At 62.8% G+C, this 23,183-nt stretch carries 21 protein-coding genes; 14 read left to right on the top strand and 7 right to left on the bottom strand.

Annotated features, from left to right (window positions below):
• The first annotated feature begins 24 nt into the window (after positions 1 to 24).
• The 4 genes from V9F06_04980 to V9F06_04965 all read left to right on the top strand — a co-directional run bounded on the left by V9F06_04980 (position 25) and on the right by V9F06_04965 (position 3,689).
• Entirely contained in the window at positions 25 to 942 is a 918-nt protein-coding gene (locus V9F06_04980; protein MEI2616989.1) for a phosphotransferase, read from the top strand.
• A gap of 71 nt (positions 943 to 1,013) precedes the next feature.
• Positions 1,014 to 2,360: an amidohydrolase gene (locus tag V9F06_04975; GenBank protein ID MEI2616988.1), complete on the top strand. Its 1,347-nt coding sequence runs from the start codon at positions 1,014 to 1,016 to the stop codon at positions 2,358 to 2,360.
• A gap of 356 nt (positions 2,361 to 2,716) precedes the next feature.
• Positions 2,717 to 3,397, top strand: a complete 681-nt coding sequence (locus V9F06_04970) for a PRC-barrel domain-containing protein (protein MEI2616987.1) — start codon at positions 2,717 to 2,719, stop codon at positions 3,395 to 3,397.
• A gap of 61 nt (positions 3,398 to 3,458) precedes the next feature.
• Entirely contained in the window at positions 3,459 to 3,689 is a 231-nt protein-coding gene (locus V9F06_04965; protein MEI2616986.1) for a hypothetical protein, read from the top strand.
• A gap of 40 nt (positions 3,690 to 3,729) precedes the next feature.
• Here the strand turns inward: V9F06_04965 and V9F06_04960 are convergent, their stop codons facing one another.
• The gene (locus V9F06_04960; GenBank protein ID MEI2616985.1) at positions 3,730 to 4,659 is read right to left on the bottom strand and encodes a pyruvate, water dikinase regulatory protein; all 930 of its coding nucleotides are present in this window, start codon (positions 4,657 to 4,659) and stop codon (positions 3,730 to 3,732) included.
• A gap of 206 nt (positions 4,660 to 4,865) precedes the next feature.
• On the opposite strand from V9F06_04960, the gene V9F06_04955 reads away from it, so the two are divergent.
• From V9F06_04955 to V9F06_04930, 6 genes are all read left to right on the top strand, one after another.
• Positions 4,866 to 7,274 carry a flippase activity-associated protein Agl23 gene (locus V9F06_04955; GenBank protein MEI2616984.1) on the top strand — a complete coding sequence of 803 codons (2,409 nt, stop codon included), beginning with the start codon at positions 4,866 to 4,868 and terminating at the stop codon, positions 7,272 to 7,274.
• 22 nt (positions 7,275 to 7,296) lie between these two features.
• Entirely contained in the window at positions 7,297 to 10,059 is a 2,763-nt protein-coding gene (locus tag V9F06_04950) for a 6-bladed beta-propeller (protein MEI2616983.1), read from the top strand.
• A gap of 130 nt (positions 10,060 to 10,189) precedes the next feature.
• Complete coding sequence (locus tag V9F06_04945) at positions 10,190 to 11,104, top strand: cytochrome c oxidase assembly protein (protein MEI2616982.1); 915 nt, start codon at positions 10,190 to 10,192, stop codon at positions 11,102 to 11,104.
• Between the two features lie 192 nt (positions 11,105 to 11,296).
• Positions 11,297 to 11,467 carry a hypothetical protein gene (locus tag V9F06_04940; GenBank protein MEI2616981.1) on the top strand — a complete coding sequence of 57 codons (171 nt, stop codon included), beginning with the start codon at positions 11,297 to 11,299 and terminating at the stop codon, positions 11,465 to 11,467.
• A 47-nt stretch (positions 11,468 to 11,514) separates the two neighbouring features.
• Positions 11,515 to 12,066 carry a cytochrome C oxidase subunit II gene (locus V9F06_04935; protein MEI2616980.1) on the top strand — a complete coding sequence of 184 codons (552 nt, stop codon included), beginning with the start codon at positions 11,515 to 11,517 and terminating at the stop codon, positions 12,064 to 12,066.
• 22 nt (positions 12,067 to 12,088) lie between these two features.
• Positions 12,089 to 13,837 carry a cbb3-type cytochrome c oxidase subunit I gene (locus V9F06_04930; protein MEI2616979.1) on the top strand — a complete coding sequence of 583 codons (1,749 nt, stop codon included), beginning with the start codon at positions 12,089 to 12,091 and terminating at the stop codon, positions 13,835 to 13,837.
• A 61-nt stretch (positions 13,838 to 13,898) separates the two neighbouring features.
• On the opposite strand, the gene V9F06_04925 is transcribed toward V9F06_04930, so the two are convergent.
• Genes V9F06_04925 through V9F06_04915 form a run of 3 tightly spaced genes read right to left on the bottom strand, consistent with a single transcriptional unit; the run spans position 13,899 to position 16,522 of the window.
• Positions 13,899 to 14,192 (bottom strand): DUF503 domain-containing protein, encoded by a 294-nt coding sequence (locus V9F06_04925; GenBank protein ID MEI2616978.1) that lies wholly within the window; start codon positions 14,190 to 14,192, stop codon positions 13,899 to 13,901.
• A gap of 17 nt (positions 14,193 to 14,209) precedes the next feature.
• Positions 14,210 to 15,367 carry an FAD-binding oxidoreductase gene (locus V9F06_04920; GenBank protein MEI2616977.1) on the bottom strand — a complete coding sequence of 386 codons (1,158 nt, stop codon included), beginning with the start codon at positions 15,365 to 15,367 and terminating at the stop codon, positions 14,210 to 14,212.
• A 45-nt stretch (positions 15,368 to 15,412) separates the two neighbouring features.
• Positions 15,413 to 16,522, bottom strand: a complete 1,110-nt coding sequence (locus V9F06_04915; GenBank protein ID MEI2616976.1) for a Xaa-Pro peptidase family protein — start codon at positions 16,520 to 16,522, stop codon at positions 15,413 to 15,415.
• A gap of 102 nt (positions 16,523 to 16,624) precedes the next feature.
• On the opposite strand from V9F06_04915, the gene V9F06_04910 reads away from it, so the two are divergent.
• Together V9F06_04910 and V9F06_04905 are read left to right on the top strand one after the other, a co-directional pair.
• On the top strand, positions 16,625 to 17,674 hold the full coding sequence (locus V9F06_04910) for a D-2-hydroxyacid dehydrogenase (GenBank protein ID MEI2616975.1): 1,050 nt from the start codon (positions 16,625 to 16,627) through the stop codon (positions 17,672 to 17,674).
• 10 nt (positions 17,675 to 17,684) lie between these two features.
• Entirely contained in the window at positions 17,685 to 18,962 is a 1,278-nt protein-coding gene (locus V9F06_04905; GenBank protein ID MEI2616974.1) for an ArgE/DapE family deacylase, read from the top strand.
• Positions 18,963 to 18,980: 18 nt separating this feature from the next.
• On the opposite strand, the gene V9F06_04900 is transcribed toward V9F06_04905, so the two are convergent.
• The 3 genes from V9F06_04900 to greA are packed head-to-tail and all read right to left on the bottom strand — an operon-like array spanning position 18,981 to position 21,088.
• Entirely contained in the window at positions 18,981 to 19,439 is a 459-nt protein-coding gene (locus V9F06_04900; protein MEI2616973.1) for a hypothetical protein, read from the bottom strand.
• A gap of 55 nt (positions 19,440 to 19,494) precedes the next feature.
• Complete coding sequence (locus tag V9F06_04895; GenBank protein ID MEI2616972.1) at positions 19,495 to 20,619, bottom strand: YbaK/EbsC family protein; 1,125 nt, start codon at positions 20,617 to 20,619, stop codon at positions 19,495 to 19,497.
• A 1-nt stretch (position 20,620) separates the two neighbouring features.
• Positions 20,621 to 21,088 (bottom strand): transcription elongation factor GreA, encoded by a 468-nt coding sequence (gene greA / locus V9F06_04890; GenBank protein MEI2616971.1) that lies wholly within the window; start codon positions 21,086 to 21,088, stop codon positions 20,621 to 20,623.
• A 217-nt stretch (positions 21,089 to 21,305) separates the two neighbouring features.
• On the opposite strand from greA, the gene V9F06_04885 reads away from it, so the two are divergent.
• The gene (locus V9F06_04885; protein MEI2616970.1) at positions 21,306 to 21,569 is read left to right on the top strand and encodes a YciI family protein; all 264 of its coding nucleotides are present in this window, start codon (positions 21,306 to 21,308) and stop codon (positions 21,567 to 21,569) included.
• Positions 21,570 to 21,606: 37 nt separating this feature from the next.
• The gene (locus V9F06_04880) at positions 21,607 to 23,106 is read left to right on the top strand and encodes an aldehyde dehydrogenase family protein (GenBank protein MEI2616969.1); all 1,500 of its coding nucleotides are present in this window, start codon (positions 21,607 to 21,609) and stop codon (positions 23,104 to 23,106) included.
• The last annotated feature ends 77 nt before the right edge of the window (positions 23,107 to 23,183 follow it).

Below are 23,183 nucleotides of genomic sequence, written 5' to 3'. Positions count from 1 at the left end.
ATTTTGTCATTGTGGAGATTACTGGTGCATTACCAGCTCATTGCCTCCCGGCTCGCGTCCGGCGAGCTGATTCCGGATGCCCTCCCCGTCGCCGGCGGAGGCGATTACTGTAGCGCCTGGGATGCAGGAGACGGGTGGCTGGTCCTTGTCGCTCGCACCGACGAGGCCAGCCGCAGCCTCGAACGCGCCGCATCGATCCTGCCGGTCATCGCGCCCCGGGTCAGTATCCCCATTCCAGAGGCGGGGACCACCGGCGTTATCCTCGGTGGGCAGCGCTTCCTGATGCTTCGACGTCTGCCGGGCGTGCCGCTTTCGGCAGCACTGCTCGACTCGATGTCGCCGGCCCAGGTCGAGACGACGACACGGGCGATCGCCGCCTTCCTCGGCGAGGTACACGCCACACCGGCCGATCTCGCCATGGCAGCGGGCATCCCGATCGGCTGGTACCCATTTGCAGCGACCGAAGATGCCATGCGCGACGGGCCGGCCGAGCAACATTATGTCGCCGATCTCGCCTCCCTGACCCGCGCCTCGTTGCTCGATGGAGAGCTCCTTGGCCGGCTGGATCGGCTGGTTACGATCCATCTCCAGCGCGGAGAGGAAGACCCGATTCTGCTCCACGGCGAGGTCTCGGCCGACCACGTCCTGATCGATCCCGAAACCCTGGATGTAACGGGAATTATCGACTTTCAGGGTGTTATCCTGGGTGACCCGGTCCGCGACCTGATCTATCTCTCCGACAGCTATGGATCCTCGTTTGTCGACACTGTGCTGAGCCACTACTCCGGCACCGCTCTACGCGACCCGAAGCCAGCGCTCGAGTTCTACCGCGTCTGGCACGAGGTGGCACGTCTTCTCTGGGCCGCCGAGCATGGCTATCAGGAACGAGTTCCGGTGCTCTGCTCGCGCGTCGCGGCGGCTGTCGACACCATCTGCCGTTGACGAACCGGGTGTCCTCGGCGATTATCTCCGGTCAGACCGCTGGTAATCGAAGAGAGGGAATGAGGAGTATCATGCAGTACGAAGAGCTCAAGCAGCGCGTCCTGGATGAGATTGACCGCAATGCGGATCATCTCATCAGCGTCGGCGAGCGCATCTATCGCGACCCTGAGCTGGGCTTCAAGGAGTTCAGGACGGCCAATATCGTCGCCGGCGAGTTCCAGAGGCTGGGGCTCGGGTACCACGAAGAGATCGCCGTCACCGGGCTGAAGACTGTTGTGGCCGGTGGATCACCCGGGCCGACCGTCGGCGTTCTCGGGGAGCTGGATTCGGTGTTGGTCGCCGATCACGAGTTCGCCAACCCGGACACCGGCGCGGCGCATTGCTGCGGCCACAACGCCCAGATTACAACGATGCTCGGCGTCGCCAACGGCCTGATCAAGTCCGGAGTGCTGGCCGAGTTGGCCGGGAACGTGGCCTTCTTCGCGGTTCCGGCAGAGGAATATGTCGAGATCGATTATCGCGTCCAGCTCCGTCGCGAGGGCAAGACTGAGTTTCTCGGCGGCAAGAGCGAGATGATCCGGCTCGGCGCGTTTGACGACGTCGATATGGCGATGATGGTCCACGGCGCCAGCAGCCAGAATATGGAGGCGATCGCGGGCGTCGGAGCATCGAACAACGGCTTCATCGGCAAGCAGGCTCGCTTCGTCGGCAAGGCCGCCCACGCCGGCGGCGCCCCGCATCGCGGCATCAACTCGCTGTACGCCGCCGAGATCGCACTGGCCTCGATCAACGCCCAGCGAGAGACGTTCAAGGACGAAGACACCGTTCGTATTCACCCGATCCTCACTCGCGGCGGCGACCTCGTCAACGTCATCCCGAATGACGTGCGGTTCGAGACGATGGTCCGCGGCAAGACCGCCGAGGCGATTGAGGACGCCGGCCGCAAGGTAGACCGCGCGCTTCGCGCTGGTGCGGTCGCGCTTGGCGCGCAAGTGGAAATCGCGACGCTGCCGGGCTACATGCCGCTCTTCAACAACCGCCAGATGGCAGATCTGTTTCGAGACAATTTCCTGTCGTTCTACGGTGAGAGCGACTGGGAGGAAACCGGCCACAAAACCGGTTCCACCGACATGGGCGACATCGCTCACATCATGCCGGCGTTGCACCCGCACGTCCGCGGCTTCTCCGGCACCGGCCACGGCACCGACTGGGCAATCGAGGACAAGTATCAGGCGTATATCCTGCCGGCCAAGCTGATGGCGATGACGGTCATCGACTTGCTGGCCGGCAACGCCGAGATCGCCAAGCACATCCTCGAGACGACCAAACCACCGATGACGAAGGACGAGTACCTCACCTTCATGCGGCGCAACGCCCGCGAGGAATCGTTCGACGGCGCGAAGGTCGGAAACTCCTAGCCCACCGCAGACGGACAACGGCCGGCGCTCAGTCGAGCGCCGGTCGTGTCGCGCGCGTTATCAAGCACCGTATCTGTCAGCCGCCCCGTTCTGTCGTAGCCTCCAGGGCATGACCACCTCCTGGAACACAACCTGGGCAACCGCAGCCGCTGGCACAGCGATGAATTCCGTCGTTCCCGGCGTCGTCCGGCATCGACTCAAACGAGTCGATGGTCATTCCGGCGTCCCTCCTCACCTGGCAGACTGAACAGACATGACGCCGGCAGGATACTGATCGTAACCGCGACGACAACCAGATGGCATATGCCTTGCGTTTCCCGTCTCAGGACTCTTTCAAGCGCGAAACGGAGGACAGTATGAATATCGATCTGGGCATGGATGTCTTGACATCGGACGGTCACAAGCTTGGCGCTGTCAGAAAGCTGGTGTTTGACCCGGCGTCGAAGCAGATTCTCAGCTTGATCGTGGGCGGCGGGTTGATTGGCAATCACGACCATATCGTCGACATGTCGATGATATCCGGCGAGGCCAGCAACGCGCTGACACTCGATCTATCCGAGAAGGACGCCGCGCAGCTTCCGACGTTCGTCACGAGGCAGTTCGTCGAAGTGCCGCGCGGGGATTACGACTCGCTTCCTTATGTACAGCCGAGCGCGAGCGGGGGGCTCTACCTCTACGGCGCGCCGTTCATCGGCCGCGGCTACGAGGGGCGCAGCGATAGCTTCTACGACGCTGCGCCAACTAACCCACCGATCCTCCAGAATCAGTCGAACCTCGAAGAGACAAACACCCTCATCAGCGCAGGAACCGACGTCGTCGGATCCGACGAAAAGAAGATCGGGACCGTCGAGGAGGTGTACGTCAACACCGACGGCGAGGTCACGGGCTTTCTGATCAAGAAGGGCTGGATCTTCACCCACGACATTCGCATCCCGATGGATTGGGTCCGCGAGGTCGATGGCGATAAGATCCATCTCACGCTGACTGGCAGCGAGGCCGAGACAAAGGCCCACGACGCAACGGCGGCAACGTCCTGACACACGGTGTTCACGTTGCGCCGATCGGTTCGGCCGTTCGACTCTGTAACGGGAGAGATGAATGGATCAGCTACTTCAGGAATTGCAGGAGAAGGCAGGACTGAGCGCCGAGCAGGCGCACAAGGCGGTGTCGGTCGTTACCGATTTCTTCGCCAGCCATGCCTCCGACGAGCAGTTGCGGGCGATGGTCGAGAAGATCCCGGGGCTTGACCAATTCTCGGACAAGATCCCCTCGGGCCTGGGCGACAAGATCAGCGACCTGGCCGGCGGATTGTTCAAGAAGAAGGACTGACTCCGACACCAGCCATAGTCATCCACCGGCGCGTTGCGCGTCACGGCCGCTGCTCGTCGCTACGCAGGAGTGGCGCGGGGAGCGGCGTGCCGTAGAGTGGGTCTTCGAGCGCGCGCTGCTCCTCGATGATCGCAATAATTTCTTTGGCTGCCTCCTCGACCGACTTGCCGGTGATGTTGACGATCGGCCATGGATAGCCACTGCGGACGATCCGCCGGAAGTAGGTCATCTCCTCGTCGATCTTGTCCGCGTCGGCATATGCGCCGTCGATCTGCTGACCGAGTGCCTGAAGCCGATTCCGCCGAATCTCACGCAAATACGGCGAATCGATCGTCACCGCGACGATCTTGTGCTGATCCATCGTCTGTAGCTGAGGTGGTGGCGGCACGCCAAGGACGATCGGGATATTTGCGACCCGCCAGCCGCGCATCGAGAGGAAGATCGAAAGCGGCGTCTTGGATGACCGCGAGACCCCCACCAGCACCAGATCGGCCTGGTCGAGCGTGCTGGAGCTCTGGCCGTCATCGTGCTGGACCGTGAACTGGATAGCGTCGATTCGCTGGAAGTAGTCGGTGTCTATTCCGCGCGAGATTCCTGGCTGGAACACCGGTCGCATTCCGACCTGCTGCGAGATATGACCGATCAGCGGGCCAATGAGATCGAAATGCGGGATGATCCGCTGGCGACACTCGCGGACCAGAATCTGCCGGAGTTCCTGGATCACGATGGTGTGAACGATAATCCCCTGGTCGGCCGATGCCTCGCGCACGACGCTGAGAACCTGGTCGCGCGTGCGCACACCTGGCCGGCGGGTGATTGCGAACTCTGTGTCCGGAAACTGCACCATCGCCGCGTCGATCGCCGCTTCTGCGGTCGCGCCGCCGCCATCGGATACGACGAACAGGCGCGCCACTCCCGATGTGCGAACGCCCGACGGGATTGAATCCGACGCGTCCGGAAACTTCGACACTTCTGTGTCCTCCCCATCCGTATCGCTTCGCAGCAAGCCGGATTGTCACAACCAGTGATCACGGCGCCGCAACAAGACTGACCCAAACATCCCGAAGGGGGCACTGTGTACACTACGTCGGGCATCGACGCATGTAGACAAACACGGCTGGCAGGGCGCCGTCGGCCCGCCTCCGGCGACAAACGCGGCAGGATAACGATCTCTCGATGAATCATACGCGCCCGAGGCGGATCATCTTTGCAACATCGGCTCCATCTGCCGCCGGCAGTTCATCCGGTGACGTCAGAGCGGCCGGCACATTCACCGAACACCGTCTGGAGCAGACGCTTTCCGAGCAGTCGCCGCGTGTGCGGGTGACAGTCGAGGCAGTGATCTACGTGGTGTTGGGCGCATTGGCGATCCTGACACGCTTCTGGGATCTGTCCACTCGCGCGCTCCACCACGACGAGAGTCTACACGCGTATTTCTCGTGGCTTTACGCAGTTGGCCAAGGCTATGTCCACGACCCGTTGATGCATGGGCCGACGCTCTTCCACGCTGACGCGCTCGCGTTCCTGCTATTTGGCGACAATGATTATGTCTCGCGGATATGGCCGGCTTTGCTCGGAGTGATCCTGGTGCTCTTGCCGGCGCTACTCCGCGGCCCGAATCAGCTGGGGCGTTGGGGCGCGCTGGCTTGCTCGGTGTTCTTGCTCTTGTCACCGTCAATGCTCTACTACACTCGCTATATCCGCCATGATCCGTTCGTCCTGGTCACGACGCTGACGATCGTCATCGCCTGTCTGCGCTATATGGAGAAGCCGGAACGGCGCTGGGTCATCACCGTCGGGATCATGGCCGGGCTGCTCTTCGCGACAATGGAGGTGTCCTTCATCGTCGCCTTCATCCTGGTGACGTTCGTGCTAGGGGTTGTCACCTGGCAGGTGAGCCGGGCAGCATTCGGCGTCGTCGCTGGCGCCGGAGGCGGGTTGGCGGCCGTCTGGCTTCTGATGCCACGGTTCGGCGCGCCGCCGTTGCCGAGTATTCCCTGGGAGCACCCAACCGGCGACAACATCCGGGCGTTCGCGGTCGACCTTGTTGTCCATCCAACCTTCCTCGCTGCGATCGGCGTGCTGGTGCTCGGGATAGTCGCCACGCTCAGCACACTCGAGAGAGCGCGCAACGCGGAGGAAAGCGGCTGGCTCGCGGGTGTGCTCGGCAACCAGCCACCGGGCTCAACTGGAGCGGCGCTGTTGACGCTCTTGACCAACCGTCGGACGCTCTGGCTGGCGATCGGGCTCGGGTTGACGGCGTTTGTTGCGCTGTACACCAGCATGTTCACCAACATGGCCGGCCTCGCCAGCGGAACCGTTGGCGCGCTCGGCTACTGGCTCGGCCAGCACGATGTCCAGCGGGCGGAGCAGCCATGGTTCTACTACCTCGTGCTGATGGCGCAGTACGAGTTCGTTGCCGTGCTGCTGTTTCCGATCGCGATCGGCTTGACAATACGACGCCTCGTGCCGGCCGTGCTGTTTCGCCGGCCTGTCGATTCACGCACCTATCTTCGTGGCTTCGCGCTCTACTGGGCGTTCATGAACCTCGCGATCTACTCCTGGGCGGGGGAGAAGATGCCCTGGCTAACGGTCCACACCGTGCTGCCGCTGGCGATTCTCGCGGCATCGGTCGTCGGATCTGCGGCCGAGAGCGTCGAACGAGCGGTGAGCGAACGGCAGCTCCCAACGCGCTTCATCTGGGTACCCGCCGCCGGCATTCTGCTCCTTGCGGCTGGGTGGTTTGCGCTCTGGTCGTGGGCGAGCGCAGGCCCGTGGGTTCGCCAGGGCAGCGGAGCGCTGATCCGGGAGATGCGGCCGCTCACCGTCGATCATCCGTGGATTCTGTACCTGCCCATTCTCGCCCTGGTCGCCCTGATCGTCTGGAGCGGCGCCCGAATGGGGCCGCGCCTGGCTGCAAGTGTGCTCGGGATCGCCGCAGTGGGCATGCTTCTCGTCGCCCAGACGCATGTCGGCTTCCGGATGTCTTATCAGGAAGGCGACACCCCGAAGGACATGCTTATCTATGTCCAGACCTCGCCGGATGTCACGCGTGTCATGTCCGACATCGGGACTCTTTCACGCGAATTGACCGGCGGTAAGGACATGGTGGTCTCGTACGATTCCGGCACGTCATGGCCATTTCAGTGGTATCTTCGCAACTACCCTAACCGCCACTACTTCGGCACGACGATCTCCCAGACGCCGGATGCGCCAGTCGTTCTGATCGCGAACGACAACCTGACGGCCGAGAACCTGCAGATGCTCTCGGGCTACACCTATACCGAATATGCGATGCGGTGGTGGTTCCCCGAAGACGAAACCTATCGCAAGTTCGCGATCGCGCCGGAGCTGAACAACGCGAGCCGGCAGAACTATCAGACAGACCAGAAGGGTCCGTTCACCGCTGGTGATGTCGTCGGCAGTATCTGGCATTCAGTCTGGGGGATGCGCGATCCCGCCGAGCAGGCGAAGATGTTTCGCCTCGTGGCGTTTCGGGAGCTGTGGGCGCCGATCGGCTCATACAACTTCCGCGTCTACATACGCAATGACCTGTTGACGACCTGGAACGCGATTCGCTACTAGGTGATGAAAGGGCATCGACCGCTTGAGCCGTGATCTCGCGCTGGACGACGATATCCGAGAGCCCGAGCCGTTGGAGACGACCGTACTCGACCGGGCGATCGATCTGCCGTTTGCCGCCGGCCGTTGGGCGCTGGCCGGCATCGCCATCGTCGCCGCAACCCTGCTCCGGCTGGCCGGGTTGGACCGGTGGCCACTCTCGATCACAGGCGCCAACGCCGCGACGGATGCCTACCGGCTGGTGCGTGGAGAAACGGCCGCGGTAGACCTCCACGGAGTTGCGACAACAGTCGAGTGGGCCGCACTTGCTATGTTCGCGGGGGGCGCAAACGACGCCGTCGTCCGGGTGGGCTTCGCAGCAGCTGGAATCGCAGCGACGCTGGTCTGGCTAGCGTTCGTTCGTCACCTTGGCTGGCAGGTCGCGGCGAGCGGACTTGTGCTGGCGGCATTGTCCCCAACGCTCATCGTCGCCGCGCGCACAGTGGACGGCGCGGCGTTGGTCGCACTCGGCACGATGCTCATCCTGTTGTCCACGATCCGCGACAAGTCAGGCGAAGGTATCGGCTGGTCGATACTGGCAGGCATATCTCTGGCGATGATGACGCTGAGTCACCCGTTCGGGATCGTCGCCGCCGGCATCGCGTGGCTTGGAGCACGACTCGTCGCGAACGCAATCGGTAGCTCAACCACGCGTCGCGTGCCGCTGAATCTAGCGGCGGTGGTGGCCGCGCTGGCGACACTGATACTCACGACGACAGTGCTATTGACCCGGCCGGGCAGTTTCACTGCCTCGCTCCGCGAGCTTTTCGACCAACTCTGGAGCGCACACCTTCGCGAGATCGGTTCACTCGCGCACATGCCGGCCTTCAATCTGATCCTCAACGAACCGCTGCTACTCGTCCTCGGCGCGGTTGCAATCATCACAACACGCGATCAGCCGTTGACTCGCGCCGCGACGATCTGGGCAGCGATCGCTTTCGCGTTCGCGTCACTGTTTGGGGCGGGGACGTTGGCATCGTGGGTCGTGCTGATCGTGCCGCTGACGTTGCTGGGAGCGATTGGCGCAGCATACCTCGTGGCGCGGCTCCCCTGGGGTGAGTACCGGCGCGGGCCGGCGACGCTGTACGTGGTGGCCGCACTACTGATGTTCTCGGCGATCCTCAGCATGTTCGGGCTGCTGAGTGGCGGGCCAGGTTCGCAGACACTCGATTGGCTGATGCGCTTTGTGCTCCTGGTGCTGGTCGCTGTGGTGCCGCTTGCGTTCGCGCTCTCGACGATCGGCCGGCGCATCCAGGGCGATCGCATCGTGATCATCCTCTCGGCAGCGTTGCTGGTGCTCGGCGGGCTCACAGTACGCTCGAGCGTGCTAGCCGCGTCCGAGCGGCCCGGCAACCCCGGTGATCCACTGGCATCACATGCGCTATCTGCGGACATCCCCATCGTTGTCGGGCGTCTGGAACGCCTCTCCCGTGACATGACAATGGCCCAGCGCGATTCACGCGACCCGGCCGGCGGCCACGGTCTGCGGATCGCCGTCGACATCGCCGTCGAGCAACCGTTTGCGTGGTACTTCCGCGATTACCCGAATCTCACCATCTTCGATCCGGAGACTGAATCACCGCCGGCTGATGTCCAGGTCGTCATTCTCGATGGCTCGCGTGACGCCGCCGTCGTCACGCCGGGTCTGCGTGGTCAGTCGTATCAGTACGGGCACGAGCTCGCCCCTGCCTGGGAATCGCCCGACTGGGCCGGGCTAGCGACCGGGATCGTCAATCCCGACGACTGGCGACACTTCGCAGGCTTCATGATCACGCGGAAACTCGACCACAAGCCGGCCGCAACGACATTCCAGGTGCTGGCAACACCCGACATCGCCAACACCTTCTTTCAAGCCACCGGACCGTTCAATCTCTTCGATCGCGTTGGGGCAGGATCGGCGGAGGGGCAGCTCAACGGTCCTCGGGGCGTTGCGGTGGGCGCGGATGGCTCGATCTATGTCGTCGATTCACGCAACGCCCGCATCCAGGAATATTCCTCGGACGGTTCATTCGTCCGCGCAATCGGAACAAATGGCTCGGGGCCAGGGCAGCTTGGACTCAACACCGCGGCTGGCGGCGGCGGGCCGGCCGGAATCGCTATCTCCCCCGACGGCTCGATCTATGTTGCGGACACCTGGAACCATCGCATCGTCGTCTACAACGCTGATGGCTCGCCGCTACGAGCATGGGGCCAATTCGTTGACCTTCAGGACAGCCCCGACGCACAGCAGCAGACAGGTTCGTTCTATGGACCACGAGGGATCGCAATCCACGAGGGGCTCGTCTATGTCACCGATACCGGCAACGAGCGCGTCCAGGTGTTCGACGCAGAGGGGACGTTCATCCGTGCATTCGGTGGCGCTGGGAACGGCGATGGCCAGCTTCGTGAACCAGTCGGGATCGCCGTCGCGGATGATGGCGCCGTCCTCGTAGCGGATTCGCACAATGGCCGGATTGCCCGTTTCGACGCCAACGGCCGTTGGTTGGGCGCCTGGCAGGTTCCACAATGGGTCGGGCTACAGTATTTCGAGCCCTGGCTGGCAGTCGGCCCGAACGGCGTCGTCTATGCGACGACCTCGACAAACGGCGCGGTCGTGTCGTTTGACGCCAACGGCACGGCCGGCGCAGCGATTGGAGTCGGAGTGCTCCGCCAGCCATTCGGCGTCGTGGTCGCGCCGAGCGGCGCCTCGCTACTGGTCGCCGACGGCGCGCTGCAAACGGTGCTCACGGTGCCTCTGACGCAACAGTAGCCAGGCGCTGCTTGCTCCACGTCGGGCCGCAACCGCCTCGGCGTCGCGGGTTGCAAGCGTGACAAAGCGGCGCAATTGAGCGACACTCTTGCGAGATGCGACACGTGTAATCCATGATCCGGGGGCGTCCATGTTGATCACCCTGCTGCACGCCGGGGAGCTTCACGGTAACTGGTGGTTGGCGTGGCGAGCAGACCCATTGCTCACCCCGCTGCTCGTAGCGGCCGCGGCGGGCTACCTCGTGGCATACCGTTCAGCTGCCAAGGCCGGCCGGCCCGTGCCGCCAGACTGGCAGGTCGTCGCGTATCTCGCCGGACTGGCGACCCTGGCGCTGGCGCTGACTGGCCCGTTCGATCACTTCAACGGTGTGCTGTTCTCGGTCCACATGACCCAGCATCTCTTGCTGATGCTCGTCGTCGCGCCGCTGCTGCTGCTGGGAAGGCCAGTGCAGATCCTGCTCCGCGGGCTGCCACCCCGCCACAGCCGCGCGCTGATGCGTCACACCGTCGGCCATCGCCGCGTGCGGAGTGTTCTGACCGTCCTCACTCATCCGGTAAGTGTCGTGCTCCTCTTCAACGGTTCGTTCATTCTCTGGCATCTTCCACGCTTCTATCAGGCAGCCGTTCGAAATGAAATGATCCACGAGATCGAGCACGCGGCATTCCTTCTCACAGCGCTCCTCTTCTGGTGGGTCCTGATTGACCCGGTGCCGCGACACCATCGGCTGTCAACGACGGCAGCCGCTCTGGCGCTGTTCGCTACCTGGATGGCGAGCGACCTCATGTGCGCGACGATTACCCTTGCCCAGGATCTGATCTATCCGATCTATGCCGATACTCCAAAACCATGGGGGCTGACGGCGTACACCGATCAACGGCTTGGCGGCATCATCATGTGGGTGGCAGGCGGGGTGTTTTACGCTGCTGTTCTGATCGGCATCCTTGCCGTTCCCTATCTCCGCGAACGGCCGGCCCGGCAAGTTGGATCGCACGCTGCCACCCAAATGGGTGGGGTAGAACCTTCGAAAGACTATCCCACGGGGTAGTTGCTCTTCGGAGTTGATCCCACTACTGTGGCCGTCATCGACGACGACACCCGTGCACAAGCACCCAATGGCGGTCTCCCCTGCCTGTGCTGCACCTGTCCATGACATTGGTGAGCATGGGCATGGTAGTCGTCACACGCATATGCGCAGGACAGCGTGAGGAATGTTCGCGCACGAGGAGGGTGAACCACGATGAGCGATCAGAAGCCTGCACATGACCAGGCCGGCCGGCGAATCCCCTGGCAGCAGCTGCTGATGGACGATGTCTTCCTGTTGCTCTTCGCCGGGCTGGTAGTGCCGACACTGTTCTACATCGTCTGGGGTCTGTTCAGCCTGGCCAGCGTCCCGCTGTTCGGGAAATAGGTAGCGCTTGGTTCGACCCGTTGGGCGATCGTAGACAAGGGGGGACGATGGCCAACCGATTCAGCACGTTCGCGAAGCCACAGGGGGTGTGGTGGACCGCGATGGGGCGTGATGAGAAATTGTGGCTCGGCATTGCCGCTATCTGGGGCGTGTCGATGTTTGCGATGATCTCATTCATCTGGCCGATGATCGGCAGTCAACAGAACAACATTCTCAGCTACCGTATCGAGCCGACCGCCTACAAGGCACATGTCGACGCATATGTCACAGCGCATACGGTCGGCGAGGTAGAGGGGGTGCCGATCGTGGCCCCCGAGCCGGGCGGCGAGGTCTATCTCGAGGCGTATACCTACGCATGGCGTCCAGTCATTCAGCTGAAGCGTGGCGAGACCTACACCTTCTACATCTCCTCGCTCGATATGCAGCACGGCTTCTCGCTGGTGATGCCCGGACATGCCCTGAACCTACAGATCCTTCCGGGGTTCGTCACCGAAATCAAGCTGACGCCACAAGAATCGGGGACATTCCCGATCATCTGTAACGAATACTGCGGGCCTCTGCATCACATGATGACCGGCCAGATCATCGTCACCGACTAGTAGGGGGAGAAGGGGTGACCTCATGGCGATAGCAACGCCGGGTCTGTTCAGACGCTGTGCTGTGACAGGGCTCGAAGTTGACCGATCGGCCGAGAAGCTGATCAAGTTCCACGCTGTAACAGCGGTTCTCTTCCTGGCATTTGGCGGATTCCTCGCACTCTGTATCGCGCTGACGCGCTGGGAGGCGGTCCACCTCCTGTCCGCAAGCCGGTTCTACGAGTTCGTGTCGGCTCACGGTATGGTGATGTTGATCTTCTGGATCATCTTTTTCGAGATGGCCGGTCTGATCTTCGGCAGCACCATCCTGTTGAGCACGAAGATGCTCGTTCCAAAGCTCGGCTGGGTCGTCTACGGCATGATGCTCGGCGGCTCTCTCGTAGCGACCTGGATGATGATCACCGGCCGGGCAGTCGTGATGTTCACGTCATACCCGCCACTGAAAGCGCCGGCTCTTTACTACGCAGCGGTGCTCGTGTTCGCTGTTGGCGCTATTCTCGGCTGCGTTCACTTCTTCATCAACATCGTCGGAGCGCGGATGAGAGGTGATGTCACTTCCCTGCCGCTGTTCAGCTTCGCGCTTGCCGCTGCGGCGATCATCGCGCTCTGGAGCCTGATCTCCGGCGCGGCGGCGCTGATTCCGGCGTTCCTCTGGGCGGCCGGCCTGATCCCGTCAGTCGATCCAGGCGTCTACCGCCTGCTCTACTGGGGGCTTGGACATGGCGCCCAACAGATCAATCTCGCGGCAATGGTCGCGATCTGGTATGGGCTTGCAAGCCTGACCACCGGCGCCAAGCCACTGAACGAAGGCCTGAGCCGCTTCGCGATTGTCCTCTACATCTTCTTCATCAACATGGGCTCCATTCACCACCTTCTCGCCGACCCGGGCCTGACACCGTGGTTCCGGAACATCAACACCAGCTACATGATGTACCTGGCGGTTCTTGGGAGCCTGATCCACGGCTTCAGCATCCCGGCCTCGATTGAGCTGGGGCTTCGCGAGCAGGGCTTCCGCAAGGGGCTCTTTGGGTGGCTACGACGCGCCCCCTGGGGCGAGCCGGGCTTCGCGGCCCTGGCAGTAAGCCTCTTCCTCTTCGGTGTCATGGGCGGCATCAGTGGCGTGATCATCGGTGGCCCGCAGGTCAACCTGATCATGCACAACACGCTTCTCTCCCCGTCCCACTTCCACATGACCGTGGTTACCGGGACGACGATCGCCTTCATGGGGCTGTCCTACTACCTGGTTCCATTGATCTTCCAGCGTGAGCTGGTCCTACGCGGGTTCGCACGCTGGCAGCCGTACATCTACGGCGCAGGCATGGTGATCTGGGCGGCAGGCATGGGGCTGGCGGGGCACTGGGGTGTTCCACGCCGGCACTGGGACATCACGTTCTCGTCCTCCGTCTTTCCGCTGAAGTCCGATATCTTCGAGACCCGGACGATCGACGTGTTCCTGGCTTTCCTCGGGATCGGCGGTATTCTCGCCGTGATCGGTGGAGCCATGTTCGTGACGGTTATCGTCGGGACCGTGTTCACCGGGAAACGCTCGGCCACTCCGTACCTCGGGAAGATCATGGCGGATACGTTTGCGCCGGTGCCGGTTGTCTCTGGCGCATCTGGCGAGGATGAGGCTGTCGTCAAGAAGCACAAAGAGCACGAAGGGTTTGAGACCCCCGGCGCGCTGGTGCTTGCGCTCATCTACCTGGCGTTGTTCGTTGGGTTGTACGGCTTCTCCTGGTTCGAGTTGAGCAAACTCCCCTGGGGAGTGCACTAGCCCCGATTTCAGGCGGTTGAATGTGAGATGCCTCTCCGGATCGGAGAGGCATCTCACGTTGTCAGCCGACGTGGATCAGCTCGGTCGAGATATCTGCGATCGCGCCAAACGCGAGATTGGCTTCAAAGAACTTGATGATCTCCGCGAGCATGCGGTCGGCATGAATGCTGGAATTGGACACGCAACTGAATCCGATACCCGCCATCTGCCAGGAATCGAGATAGTCGACTTCAGCGACGCTGACGTTGAAGCGCGATCGCGCCCGCTCGACGACCGAGCGAACCACGCGGCGCTTCTCCTTCAACGACTGGCTCTCGAAGAGCTGTACCGAGATATAGCCGACTCCCACGATCATAGCGCTCTCGTCCGACTCTAGATGACGTTATGCTCCTGCGCGAGCGCGCCCTCCTGAAACCGGCTGGGGCGAAAGGCGGACACGTCAATCGCGCTCGACTCACCATCCACAACCATCTCGGCAACCACCTTCCCGATGGCCGGCCCTTGCATGAAGCCGTGACCGGAGAAGCCGGCAGCCACCAGCAACCCCCCCATTTCCGGCACGGGGCCAACCAGCGGGTTGTCATCGGGGGTGACCTCGTAGAAGCCCGCCCAGCCACGCAGCACAGCCGCCTCCTCGAAGACCGGCGCGCGCTCGATCAGTGCTTCAACCGTTGCCACCATCCAGTCGTCGTCCACGACCTTGTTCTCCGAGCTGGGCTCATCCTTGTTGCTCATGCCGAAGAGGAAGCCCTGACTCTCGGGGTGAAAGTACAGCGATCGAGCAAACTCGATCGTCATCGGAGCCGTCGGCGGGATCAGGTCAAACGGCTCGGTGATGAACGACATCCGCCGGTACGGGTGGATCGGCAAGTCCAGCCCTGCTAACGCTCCGACCGCGTTCGTCTGCGGCCCAGCGCAACAGATGACCAATGGCGCGGAGATCCGTGAGTCGCCGCTACGAACACCGCGAATACGCCCATCCCCAATGTCAAACCCGGTGACCGGAGCGTCCTCGACGATACGGACGCCGAGCCGACGCGCCGCCTGGGCGAATCCCATCGTGCTGGTCGACGTATCGGCCCAGCCATCGCGCGGACAGAAGGTTCCGCCGATCACGTCGTCCACCACGACAGCCGGGTTCAGTGCGCGAATATCATCCGGGGTTACCCAGCGCACCGGCACGCCGAGAGACTGTTGGAGGGCGAGGTTCTGTTGAAAGACTTCGACCTCGTCCTGGCCAGTGAGCAGGAAGAGATAGCCTTGCTGCCGCAGGTTGATATCGACACCGAATCGTTCCTCAAACTGCTCCCAGTATTCGAGGCTGATCTGCGAGAGTCGGATATTTGTCTCGGTCGAGAACTGCAGCCGGATTCCGCCGGCCGCATCGGCCGTTGCGCCGCGGCCAATCTGGTCGCGTTCCAGCACAACCACATCGCGAACCCCTCGCTCGGCAAGGTGGTACGCGATCGAGCATCCCATGATACCGGCGCCGATGATGACGACCTCAGCCGTCGCTGGAATCTCGACCATTCCCTGCCCTTTCTGTCTATTGCGATAGCGTAACCGATCGATGGACTAATCCATCACTGTCAGGTCGCGGGCTGCGTTATTCAGGCTCTCGTAGCCGTCTTCGGTGCAAACGAGGATATCCTCGATCCGCACGCCGAACTTACCGGGAATGTAGATACCGGGCTCGTCCGAAAAGACCATGCCTGGCTGTAGTGGCGTCGCGTTGCCGTGGACCATGTACGGCTCCTCATGGACATCCAGCCCAAGACCGTGGCCGACGCGGTGGATAAAGTACTCACCATAGCCCGCTGCTTCGATGACGTCTCGGGCTGCCTTGTCGACGGCCTCGCACGCCACGCCCGGTCGGGCAGCCGCCTTGGCCGCGGCATTCGCCTGCAGGACAGTCTCATAGACCGTGCGGTACTCCTCGCTCGGTTCGCCGACATGGACGGTCCGGGTGATGTCCGAATAGTAGTGTTCCCAGGTACTGCCGAAGTCGAAGACGACCGAGTCTCCCTCCGCAATGACTCGCTCGCCCGTCATATGATGCGGCGAAGCTGACCCCGGGCCGCTGGCAACGATGAGGAATCCCGGCTTCGGCAACCCCTCGTCAGCCAGGCATTGAGCCAATCTCTCGGCGGCCTGAAGCTCCGTCAGACCCGACAGTCGCGTGGACTCGACGAACCGCGCCCAACCGATGTCGGTCCGCCGGGCAGCCTCCCGCAGCGCCGCGACTTCCGCCTCGTCCTTGACGACGCGCAGCAGTCCGATGACGTGTCCACCAGGGATCCAGCTTGCCCCAGGCAAGGCTGCCTGCAGCCGCATCAAAAAGACAGAGAAAGTCTGGTCGCTCACGGCTATCGTCTTCCCGGCGGCGTCACCGACCAGCGACGCGACCAGCGCCGACGGATTCTCCGTCTCGCCCCAGGCATGGACATCGACGATGTCGCGCCGCGCCTCGAGCCGAACAGCCTCCAGTTGCGGGGCCACGACGAACGGCCGGCCTTCACGCGGGACGCCGAGCAACGTCAGTCGCTCTGATGCATGCGCCGGATATCCGAGCAGATATGTCAAGTCGGACGACGGCGTCACCAGCAGGTAGTCAACCCCCTGCCGCGCCATCTCCTGCTGGGCGCGTGTCAGTCGACGCGCCAGAACCGGGTTGTTGTCTGCCATTTTCTCGTTCCTCCCCATGTCGTTCACCTGGTTGTCGGGGCGATTCTAACCTACGAACGCTGTGCTATCCTGCCGTCGCAACGATTGAGGGAACTGAAAGGGATGGTTGTGGGGACACATCGGGTGATGATCACAACGCCGCTCGAGGCCGAGCACGTCGATCGGATCAGACGTGAAGCGCCGGCCGGCGTCGACGTGATCTACGAGCCGGATCTGCTGCCTCCGACCAGATACACCGCCGATCACAACGGCATCGACGACTATCACCACACCTCCGAGCAAGCAGCGCGCTGGGCAGAATTGCTGGCGACGGCCGACATCCTCTTCGATTTCCCGCCCGGCAGGCTCCATCCCCACGAGGCGTCACCGCGTGTTGGCTGGATTCAGACAACCAGCGCCGGAGTTGGCCGGACGGTAGCCACAATGGGGATCAAGCCAGGCGAGCTGATCATCACGACCGCCAGCGGTGTCCACGTCCGGCCACTCGCCGAGTTCGTCATGATGGCGCTGTTAATGGTGGTGAAGGAGCATGATCGCCTACGTAACGACCAGGCTGCTCATCGTTGGGTGCGCTTCTGTTCGGATGAGCTGTCCGGCAAGGTCATCGCGATCGTCGGGCCCGGCAAGATCGGCAGCGAGATCATCCGTATCTCCCGATGTTTCGACATGCGCCCGGTAGCCACCGCGCGCGATTGCCGGCCGGAGCGCGCGGCAGAACTGGGCGTCGAGCGTCTCTATCGTCGCGACGAGCTCCACGAGATGCTCGGTATTGCCGATGCGATCGTCCTCTGTGCGCCGCATACCCCAGAGACAGAGAACATCATGGACCGGGCAGCCTTCAACGCTGTGGCGCCGGGCGCCGTCTTCATCAATATCGGCCGCGGGCCACTGGTCGACGAGGCCGCGTTGCTCGAGAAGCTCCTTGACGGCACGATCCGCTTTGCCGCGCTCGATGTCTTCAGAACCGAGCCGCTGCCGGCTGACTCCCCGTTCTGGGATCTGCCGAATGTGTTGATCAACCCGCATTCGGCCAGCACGTCGGACCGGGAGAATGGCCGGATCACGGATATCTTCCTGCACAATCTGCGCTGCTACGTCGAGGGACGATCCAGCGACATGCGCAACGTGCTCGACATCGAACGGATGTACTAAGGAGAGACGGATGTCGTCGATCGACCAGGCGCTGGTAACGAGAATCTGCCAGGCGATTGACGAGCGGCGCGACACAACCGTCGCGCTGCTGCAATCACTCGTCCAGATCCCATCAGTGACAAATGACGAAGGGCCGGTCCAGCGAGTCGTCGCGGCGGCGTTCGCAGACCGGGCGCTGGATGTGGACGCATGGGAAGCAACACCCGAGGAGATTGCGCCATTTGTCGAGCATGTCGGGCGGCAGACGGTCTTCGCGGGCCGCGCGAACGTCGCCGGAATCCGGCGTGGCGCGGGAGGCGGACGGTCGATCCTGCTCAACGCCCACGTCGACACCGTCGAGCCGGGCGATCCTGCGACCTGGACGCACAACCCGCTCGGCGGCGAGGTTGTCGGCGACCTGCTGTATGGACGCGGCTCTTGCGACATGCACGGTGGGTTGGTCAGCTTCCTGGCCGCATTCGATGCGCTTGACACGCTCGGCATTCAGTTGGCCGGCGACGCGACGATCCTGTCAACGGTTGGCGAAGAGGACGGTGGCCTCGGAGCCCTCTCTTCGATCTTGCGCGGGTATCGTGGTGACGCGACGCTCATCACCGAACCCACCCGGCTGGCGTTGGTCACCGCCCAGGGTGGCTCGCTGGTGTTCCGAATGACGATTCAGGGCAGATCCGCTCACGCGGCCGTCCGTGACGAGGGAGTCTCCGCGCTGGAGAAGTTCGTGCCGATCTTCCAGGACCTGCTTGCCTTCGAGGCCGAACGAAACGCGACGCTCCAGCACCCACTCTACGCATCGATCGCCAACAAGATCCCGATCAACATCGGCGTTGTCCACACCGGTGTCTGGGCTTCGACTGTGCCGGAGTCGCTGGTGGCCGAGGGCCGCGTCGGGCTGATCCCCGGCGAGGACGTGGACGAATTCAAACAGCAGGTCGTCGAACGGATCATGAGCGTCGCCAACCGCGACCCATGGCTGCGCGAGCACCCGCCAGTCATCGAGTGGTTTGGTGGCCAGTTCGCCCCGGCCGAGACGTCCGTCGACGCGCCGATCGCGCAAGCGATCCTTCATGCGCACGCGGCAATCACTGGTAGCCCTCCACCGGTCGAGGCTGTCACGTATGGCGCCGACATGCGCCTGTTCAGCATGATCGGCGGCATGCCATGCGTCATGTACGGCGCGGGGGATGTCACAATCGCCCACCACGCCGACGAGCACATCAGCATCACCGACCTGTTGACGGCCTCGAAGACAATTGCCTGCCTGCTGGTCGACTGGTGTGGAGTCGCATAGGCGGCTGGCTCAAATCCCTCAGGTGCAACGAGCCGCGATGAACTCGAGCCATCCGGGAATGTCGTCGGGCATCAGGTCGGGTGTCTCTGTTTCGCCGGTATTGGTGGAGAAGATCTTCAGATAACGATCGGTGACAAAGACGGCGGGAAGATCGTCTTCGGCGAGACCGTAGCGCGCCCGCAGTGCGCCGTCGGCATCGACGATCGCCGGCAGGTTGTGCGTGTCCATGCCAGGCGGGACGATCGCGATAATCTCTCCGATCTCTGCATGGGCCGCATCCCGCTGACCAACGGCATCGGTGAGCCAGCGCTGGCCGGTGGCGTCGTCAGCAACGAAGAGTATGCCGAGGTTGCGGCGCATATAGAACGCCTGGCGAATTGACAGCCGGTTGCCACGCGGCGTCGGGCCAACAAGGTCCGGCGCAATCTGGCCGCGCGTCGGTTTCGCCACCGCAGCGGTTCCATCCTGTTTCACCATGGCGCCGGCCTCCTCTTCTCTGTCCGAATCCAACACGACGTTTCGCGCGCCACTCTCAGCGCGAAGATTCAGCAATATCCGCGACGCGGGCGCCGGTGACACGGAGGATCTCGGCCGGCCGGATCTCCAGCAGAGAATCGACGCGCCCGCCGCCACCGAAGACAACCGGCAGGTCGGCAACCTGCTCGTCGACGATAACCGGAAGCGCTTCGATGTGTCCAACTGGTGGCGTGCCGCCGGCGGGGTAGCCTGTTCGCGCGAGCACCAGTTCCGCTGGCGCCATCTTCACTCGCGACAGCCCGGCAACGTCGGCAAGCCGCAATCGATCGACTCGTGACGATCCCGACAACACTGCCAGCACAACCTCGTCACGACCGTCGGTGAAGAGAAGGGACTTGATGATCTGTCGCGGATCGACGCCAATCGCTGCGGCGGCGTCCGCCACCGTCGGCGTCGGCACGCCCGGCTCGATCATCCGCGCGTGGATCTCGCCTCTCGCAATCAGCCGGTCAAGAAGCGTGGGGGCGTCGATGCCGATCTCGCGTAGTAGCTGGTCGCGAAAGCAACGGACAAACTCGGCGCGGCGCTCGGCTTCCGCCCGTCCCGCATCGGTCTGCATCAGCGCCGGAAGCCGCAACAGCTTGCGTTCGATATGGTCGAGTCCCCAGGCCCGATCATCGAGTTCGCGCCTGACACCAAGTGGATCGTCCGGATCATACAGCGATCCACCGAGCATCGCGCCGGTCACCCACAATCGGGCGATGCCGATCGCGCCGAGCGCGTCGAGCCGGTCGGCGTCCTGAACAATCCGCGCCTCGGGCGTCCTGGGTTCAACCCCGCCGGAAAACGAGTGCGACTCGACCGCGCTCGCAACGTGTTCGGCGAACGCGTCGCCCGCCCCGAGATCGCGAAGGATCGTCCGAGCTTCGGCGGAGGAGAGACGGGCGGCCTCGCCGGGCGCGCCTTGTCCCTTCGGCAGCGCGATCACGTCATGCAGCCAGGCGGCGGCCTCGACGACGTGACGATCGACCGGCCGGCCGGCCACTATCTCAGCATCCGCCAGCAGACGCGCATTGGCGACGACTCGCGCAAGGTGCGCCGCATCGTGTGCGGCGTCATTCGCCGCCGCGCGTTGGCGGGCCACCTGCTGGATTCGTGACAGTAACGGCTGGTCTTGCATGTCAGCCGATAGCCAGGATGCGCGCCTTGAGAATAGCGTGCGGTGTATGAATGACAACCGCCTGACCGACACCATGTCCGATCAGCGCTTTCCCAACCGGCGACTCATTCGAGATTCGCCCTTCGGTCGGATTGGCCTCGACCGCCCCGACGATCGTATACGTCTCCTCGTCTCCGTCGATATCGATCGTCACCGTCGAACCAAGGCGAACAGTGCTGGCCGTGCTGGCAGCCTCTTCGTCGATAATCTCAACGCGCTTCAGCATCTGTTCCAGCTGCTTGATGCGGCCCTCGATCAGCGTCTGATCGTGGCGAGCGGCGTGGTACCCACCGTTTTCGCGCAGATCACCCTCTTCCCGAGCGGCAGCGATCGCGCGAATCACTTCGGGCCTCTTGACGGTAATCAGCTCCTGATATTCGGCCTTCAGTTGCGCCAGACCGTCGGACGTAACTAATGTTCGTTCGTACATGTGTCCTCATCTGTGAATGTATCGTAAGGGGTGATCCCGTTGTGAGCCGGTCCACACGCTGCGATGACCTGCTACCCCTGATTCCACGTCGGGATCCTGAAGTATACGCCCGATCTGGCACGCGGTTCGGGTGACGACGCGATAAGACTTCGGCCGGGAACGACTATACTGGACGTAACACGACCAATCGCGGGGAGCGTTGAGAGGAAACGAGACCGTGAAGTTCGCGACGACCATCATCTACGCTGATGATGCCGACACGATCGCCCGGGTGCGCCCGACTCATCGGGAATACCTCACGAAGCTGAAGGAGCAGGGCCAACTCTGGGCCTCCGGGCCGTTTGAGGACGACTCTGGCGCGCTCATCATCTACGAGGCCGACGATCACCAGGCCGCCGAAGCGCTTATCCAGAACGATCCCTTCAACAAGGCCGGCGTGTTTCAATCGTACACGATGAAGCCTTGGCGACAGGTCTTCTGACTCGAGCATACAAGATACGGGAGGAGAGAACACAGTGGTGCAGACAACATTAGACTCATACAAGCTGGTTATCGACGGCCAGCAGGTCGATGCCGCTGAAGGGGCAACGTTCGAAACGATCTCACCCGCGAACAACGAGGCAGTCGGCCGGATCGCAAAGGCCGGAATCGAGGATGTGAACCGCGCCGTGGCTGCGGCGAGGCGCGCATTCGATGACGGTCGCTGGTCGAAGATGACGCCATTGGAGCGCACGAAGCGGATGCGCAGAATGGCCGACATCATCCGCGAGCGTGTAGATGAACTGTCCCGCCTGGAGACGCTCAATTCCGGCAAGATCATCGTCGAGGCCCGCGCAGACGTGCTCAACTCGGCGATCTGCATCGACTATTACGCCAGCCTGGCCGGCCAGACCTGGGGCGAGACGATCCCGATGAATGGGCCGCTCCTGGACTACACCGTCCGAGAGCCAATCGGCGTCTGCGCGCAGATCATCCCGTGGAATTTCCCGATGTTGATGGCCGCCTGGAAGATCGCCCCTGCCCTGGCGACTGGCAACACCATCGTCCTCAAGCCTGCCAGCAACACGCCGATCACCGCGCTTCTGCTCGGTCAGATTGCCCTCGAGGCCGGCATCCCCGACGGTGTGCTGAACGTGCTGAGCGGGCCCGGCGCGACGATCGGCGCGGCGCTCTGCGAGCATCCCGACGTCGATAAGGTTGCCTTCACCGGCGAGACCGAGACAGGACGCGGCATCCTGCGCCAGTCGGCCAGCACGATCAAGAAGGTCACCCTCGAGCTTGGGGGCAAGAGCCCGAACATCGTCTTCGCCGACGCCGATATCGACGAGGCAGTCCGCGGGTCGCTGTTCGCCATCTTCACCAATGCCGGGCAGCGCTGCACCGCGCGAACACGGCTCTTCCTCCACGAGTCGATCCACGACAAGTTCTTGTCCGACTTCCTCGCCCGCACGGCGCAGATTCGCGTCGGGGATCCGCTCGACTGGGACACGCAGATGGGGCCGGTCGTCTCGCGCGCGCAGTGTGACCGGATTCTGTCGTTCATCGATAAGGCGAAGAGCGAAGGCGCCAATGTCGCTCACGGCGGAGCACGGGTCGATGCCGCCGCGCTTGCGAACGGCAACTTCGTCCAGCCAACCGTGCTGGACCGAGTGCATAACGATATGACGATTGCCCAGGAGGAAGTCTTCGGCCCGGTCCTGTCGGTTATCCCGTTCAAGGATGACGACGAAGTCGCGGCGATGGCTAACAACACGATCTACGGCCTGGCAGCGACGATCTGGACAAACGATGTCAAACGCGCTCACCGGATGGCAGCCGCCATCCGGGCGGGCAATGTGTCAATCAACTACCCGACGGTCAACCCGCCGGAAGCGCCGTTCGGTGGCTACAAGCAGTCCGGCCTCGGCCGCGAACTGTCGCGCCATGCGATGGATCTCTATACCGAGGTCAAGAACGTCGTCGTCAATCTCAACCCGCAGCCATTCGACTGGTATGGCCGCTGGCCGGAGAAGCCGTAGCACGCATCAACTGATAGCCACGATGGTCACGGGGCCGGCTTGACTGCCGGCCCCGCTCTCGTTCATCCCGCTCCGTG

The organism is Thermomicrobiales bacterium (assembly GCA_037045155.1).
GTDB lineage: Bacteria > Chloroflexota > Chloroflexia > Thermomicrobiales > CFX8 > JAMLIA01.
This window is presented reverse-complemented; position numbering and strand designations above follow the sequence as displayed.

Excerpts from the sequence above, each read along its gene's own strand:
- V9F06_04900 (MEI2616973.1), bottom strand. The coding sequence starts at position 19,439 with ATGGTGAAACAGGATGGAACCGCTGCGGTGGCGAAACCGACGCGCGGC.
- greA (MEI2616971.1), bottom strand. The coding sequence starts at position 21,088 with ATGTACGAACGAACATTAGTTACGTCCGACGGTCTGGCGCAACTGAAG.
- V9F06_04945 (MEI2616982.1), top strand. The coding sequence starts at position 10,190 with ATGTTGATCACCCTGCTGCACGCCGGGGAGCTTCACGGTAACTGGTGG.
- V9F06_04910 (MEI2616975.1), top strand. The coding sequence starts at position 16,625 with ATGGTTGTGGGGACACATCGGGTGATGATCACAACGCCGCTCGAGGCC.
- V9F06_04970 (MEI2616987.1), top strand. The coding sequence starts at position 2,717 with ATGAATATCGATCTGGGCATGGATGTCTTGACATCGGACGGTCACAAG.
- V9F06_04975 (MEI2616988.1), top strand. The coding sequence starts at position 1,014 with ATGCAGTACGAAGAGCTCAAGCAGCGCGTCCTGGATGAGATTGACCGC.
- V9F06_04905 (MEI2616974.1), top strand. The coding sequence starts at position 17,685 with ATGTCGTCGATCGACCAGGCGCTGGTAACGAGAATCTGCCAGGCGATT.
- V9F06_04955 (MEI2616984.1), top strand. The coding sequence starts at position 4,866 with ATGAATCATACGCGCCCGAGGCGGATCATCTTTGCAACATCGGCTCCA.
- V9F06_04940 (MEI2616981.1), top strand. The coding sequence starts at position 11,297 with ATGAGCGATCAGAAGCCTGCACATGACCAGGCCGGCCGGCGAATCCCC.
- V9F06_04935 (MEI2616980.1), top strand. The coding sequence starts at position 11,515 with ATGGCCAACCGATTCAGCACGTTCGCGAAGCCACAGGGGGTGTGGTGG.
- V9F06_04915 (MEI2616976.1), bottom strand. The coding sequence starts at position 16,522 with ATGGCAGACAACAACCCGGTTCTGGCGCGTCGACTGACACGCGCCCAG.
- V9F06_04925 (MEI2616978.1), bottom strand. The coding sequence starts at position 14,192 with ATGATCGTGGGAGTCGGCTATATCTCGGTACAGCTCTTCGAGAGCCAG.
- V9F06_04965 (MEI2616986.1), top strand. The coding sequence starts at position 3,459 with ATGGATCAGCTACTTCAGGAATTGCAGGAGAAGGCAGGACTGAGCGCC.
- V9F06_04920 (MEI2616977.1), bottom strand. The coding sequence starts at position 15,367 with ATGGTCGAGATTCCAGCGACGGCTGAGGTCGTCATCATCGGCGCCGGT.
- V9F06_04930 (MEI2616979.1), top strand. The coding sequence starts at position 12,089 with ATGGCGATAGCAACGCCGGGTCTGTTCAGACGCTGTGCTGTGACAGGG.
- V9F06_04895 (MEI2616972.1), bottom strand. The coding sequence starts at position 20,619 with ATGCAAGACCAGCCGTTACTGTCACGAATCCAGCAGGTGGCCCGCCAA.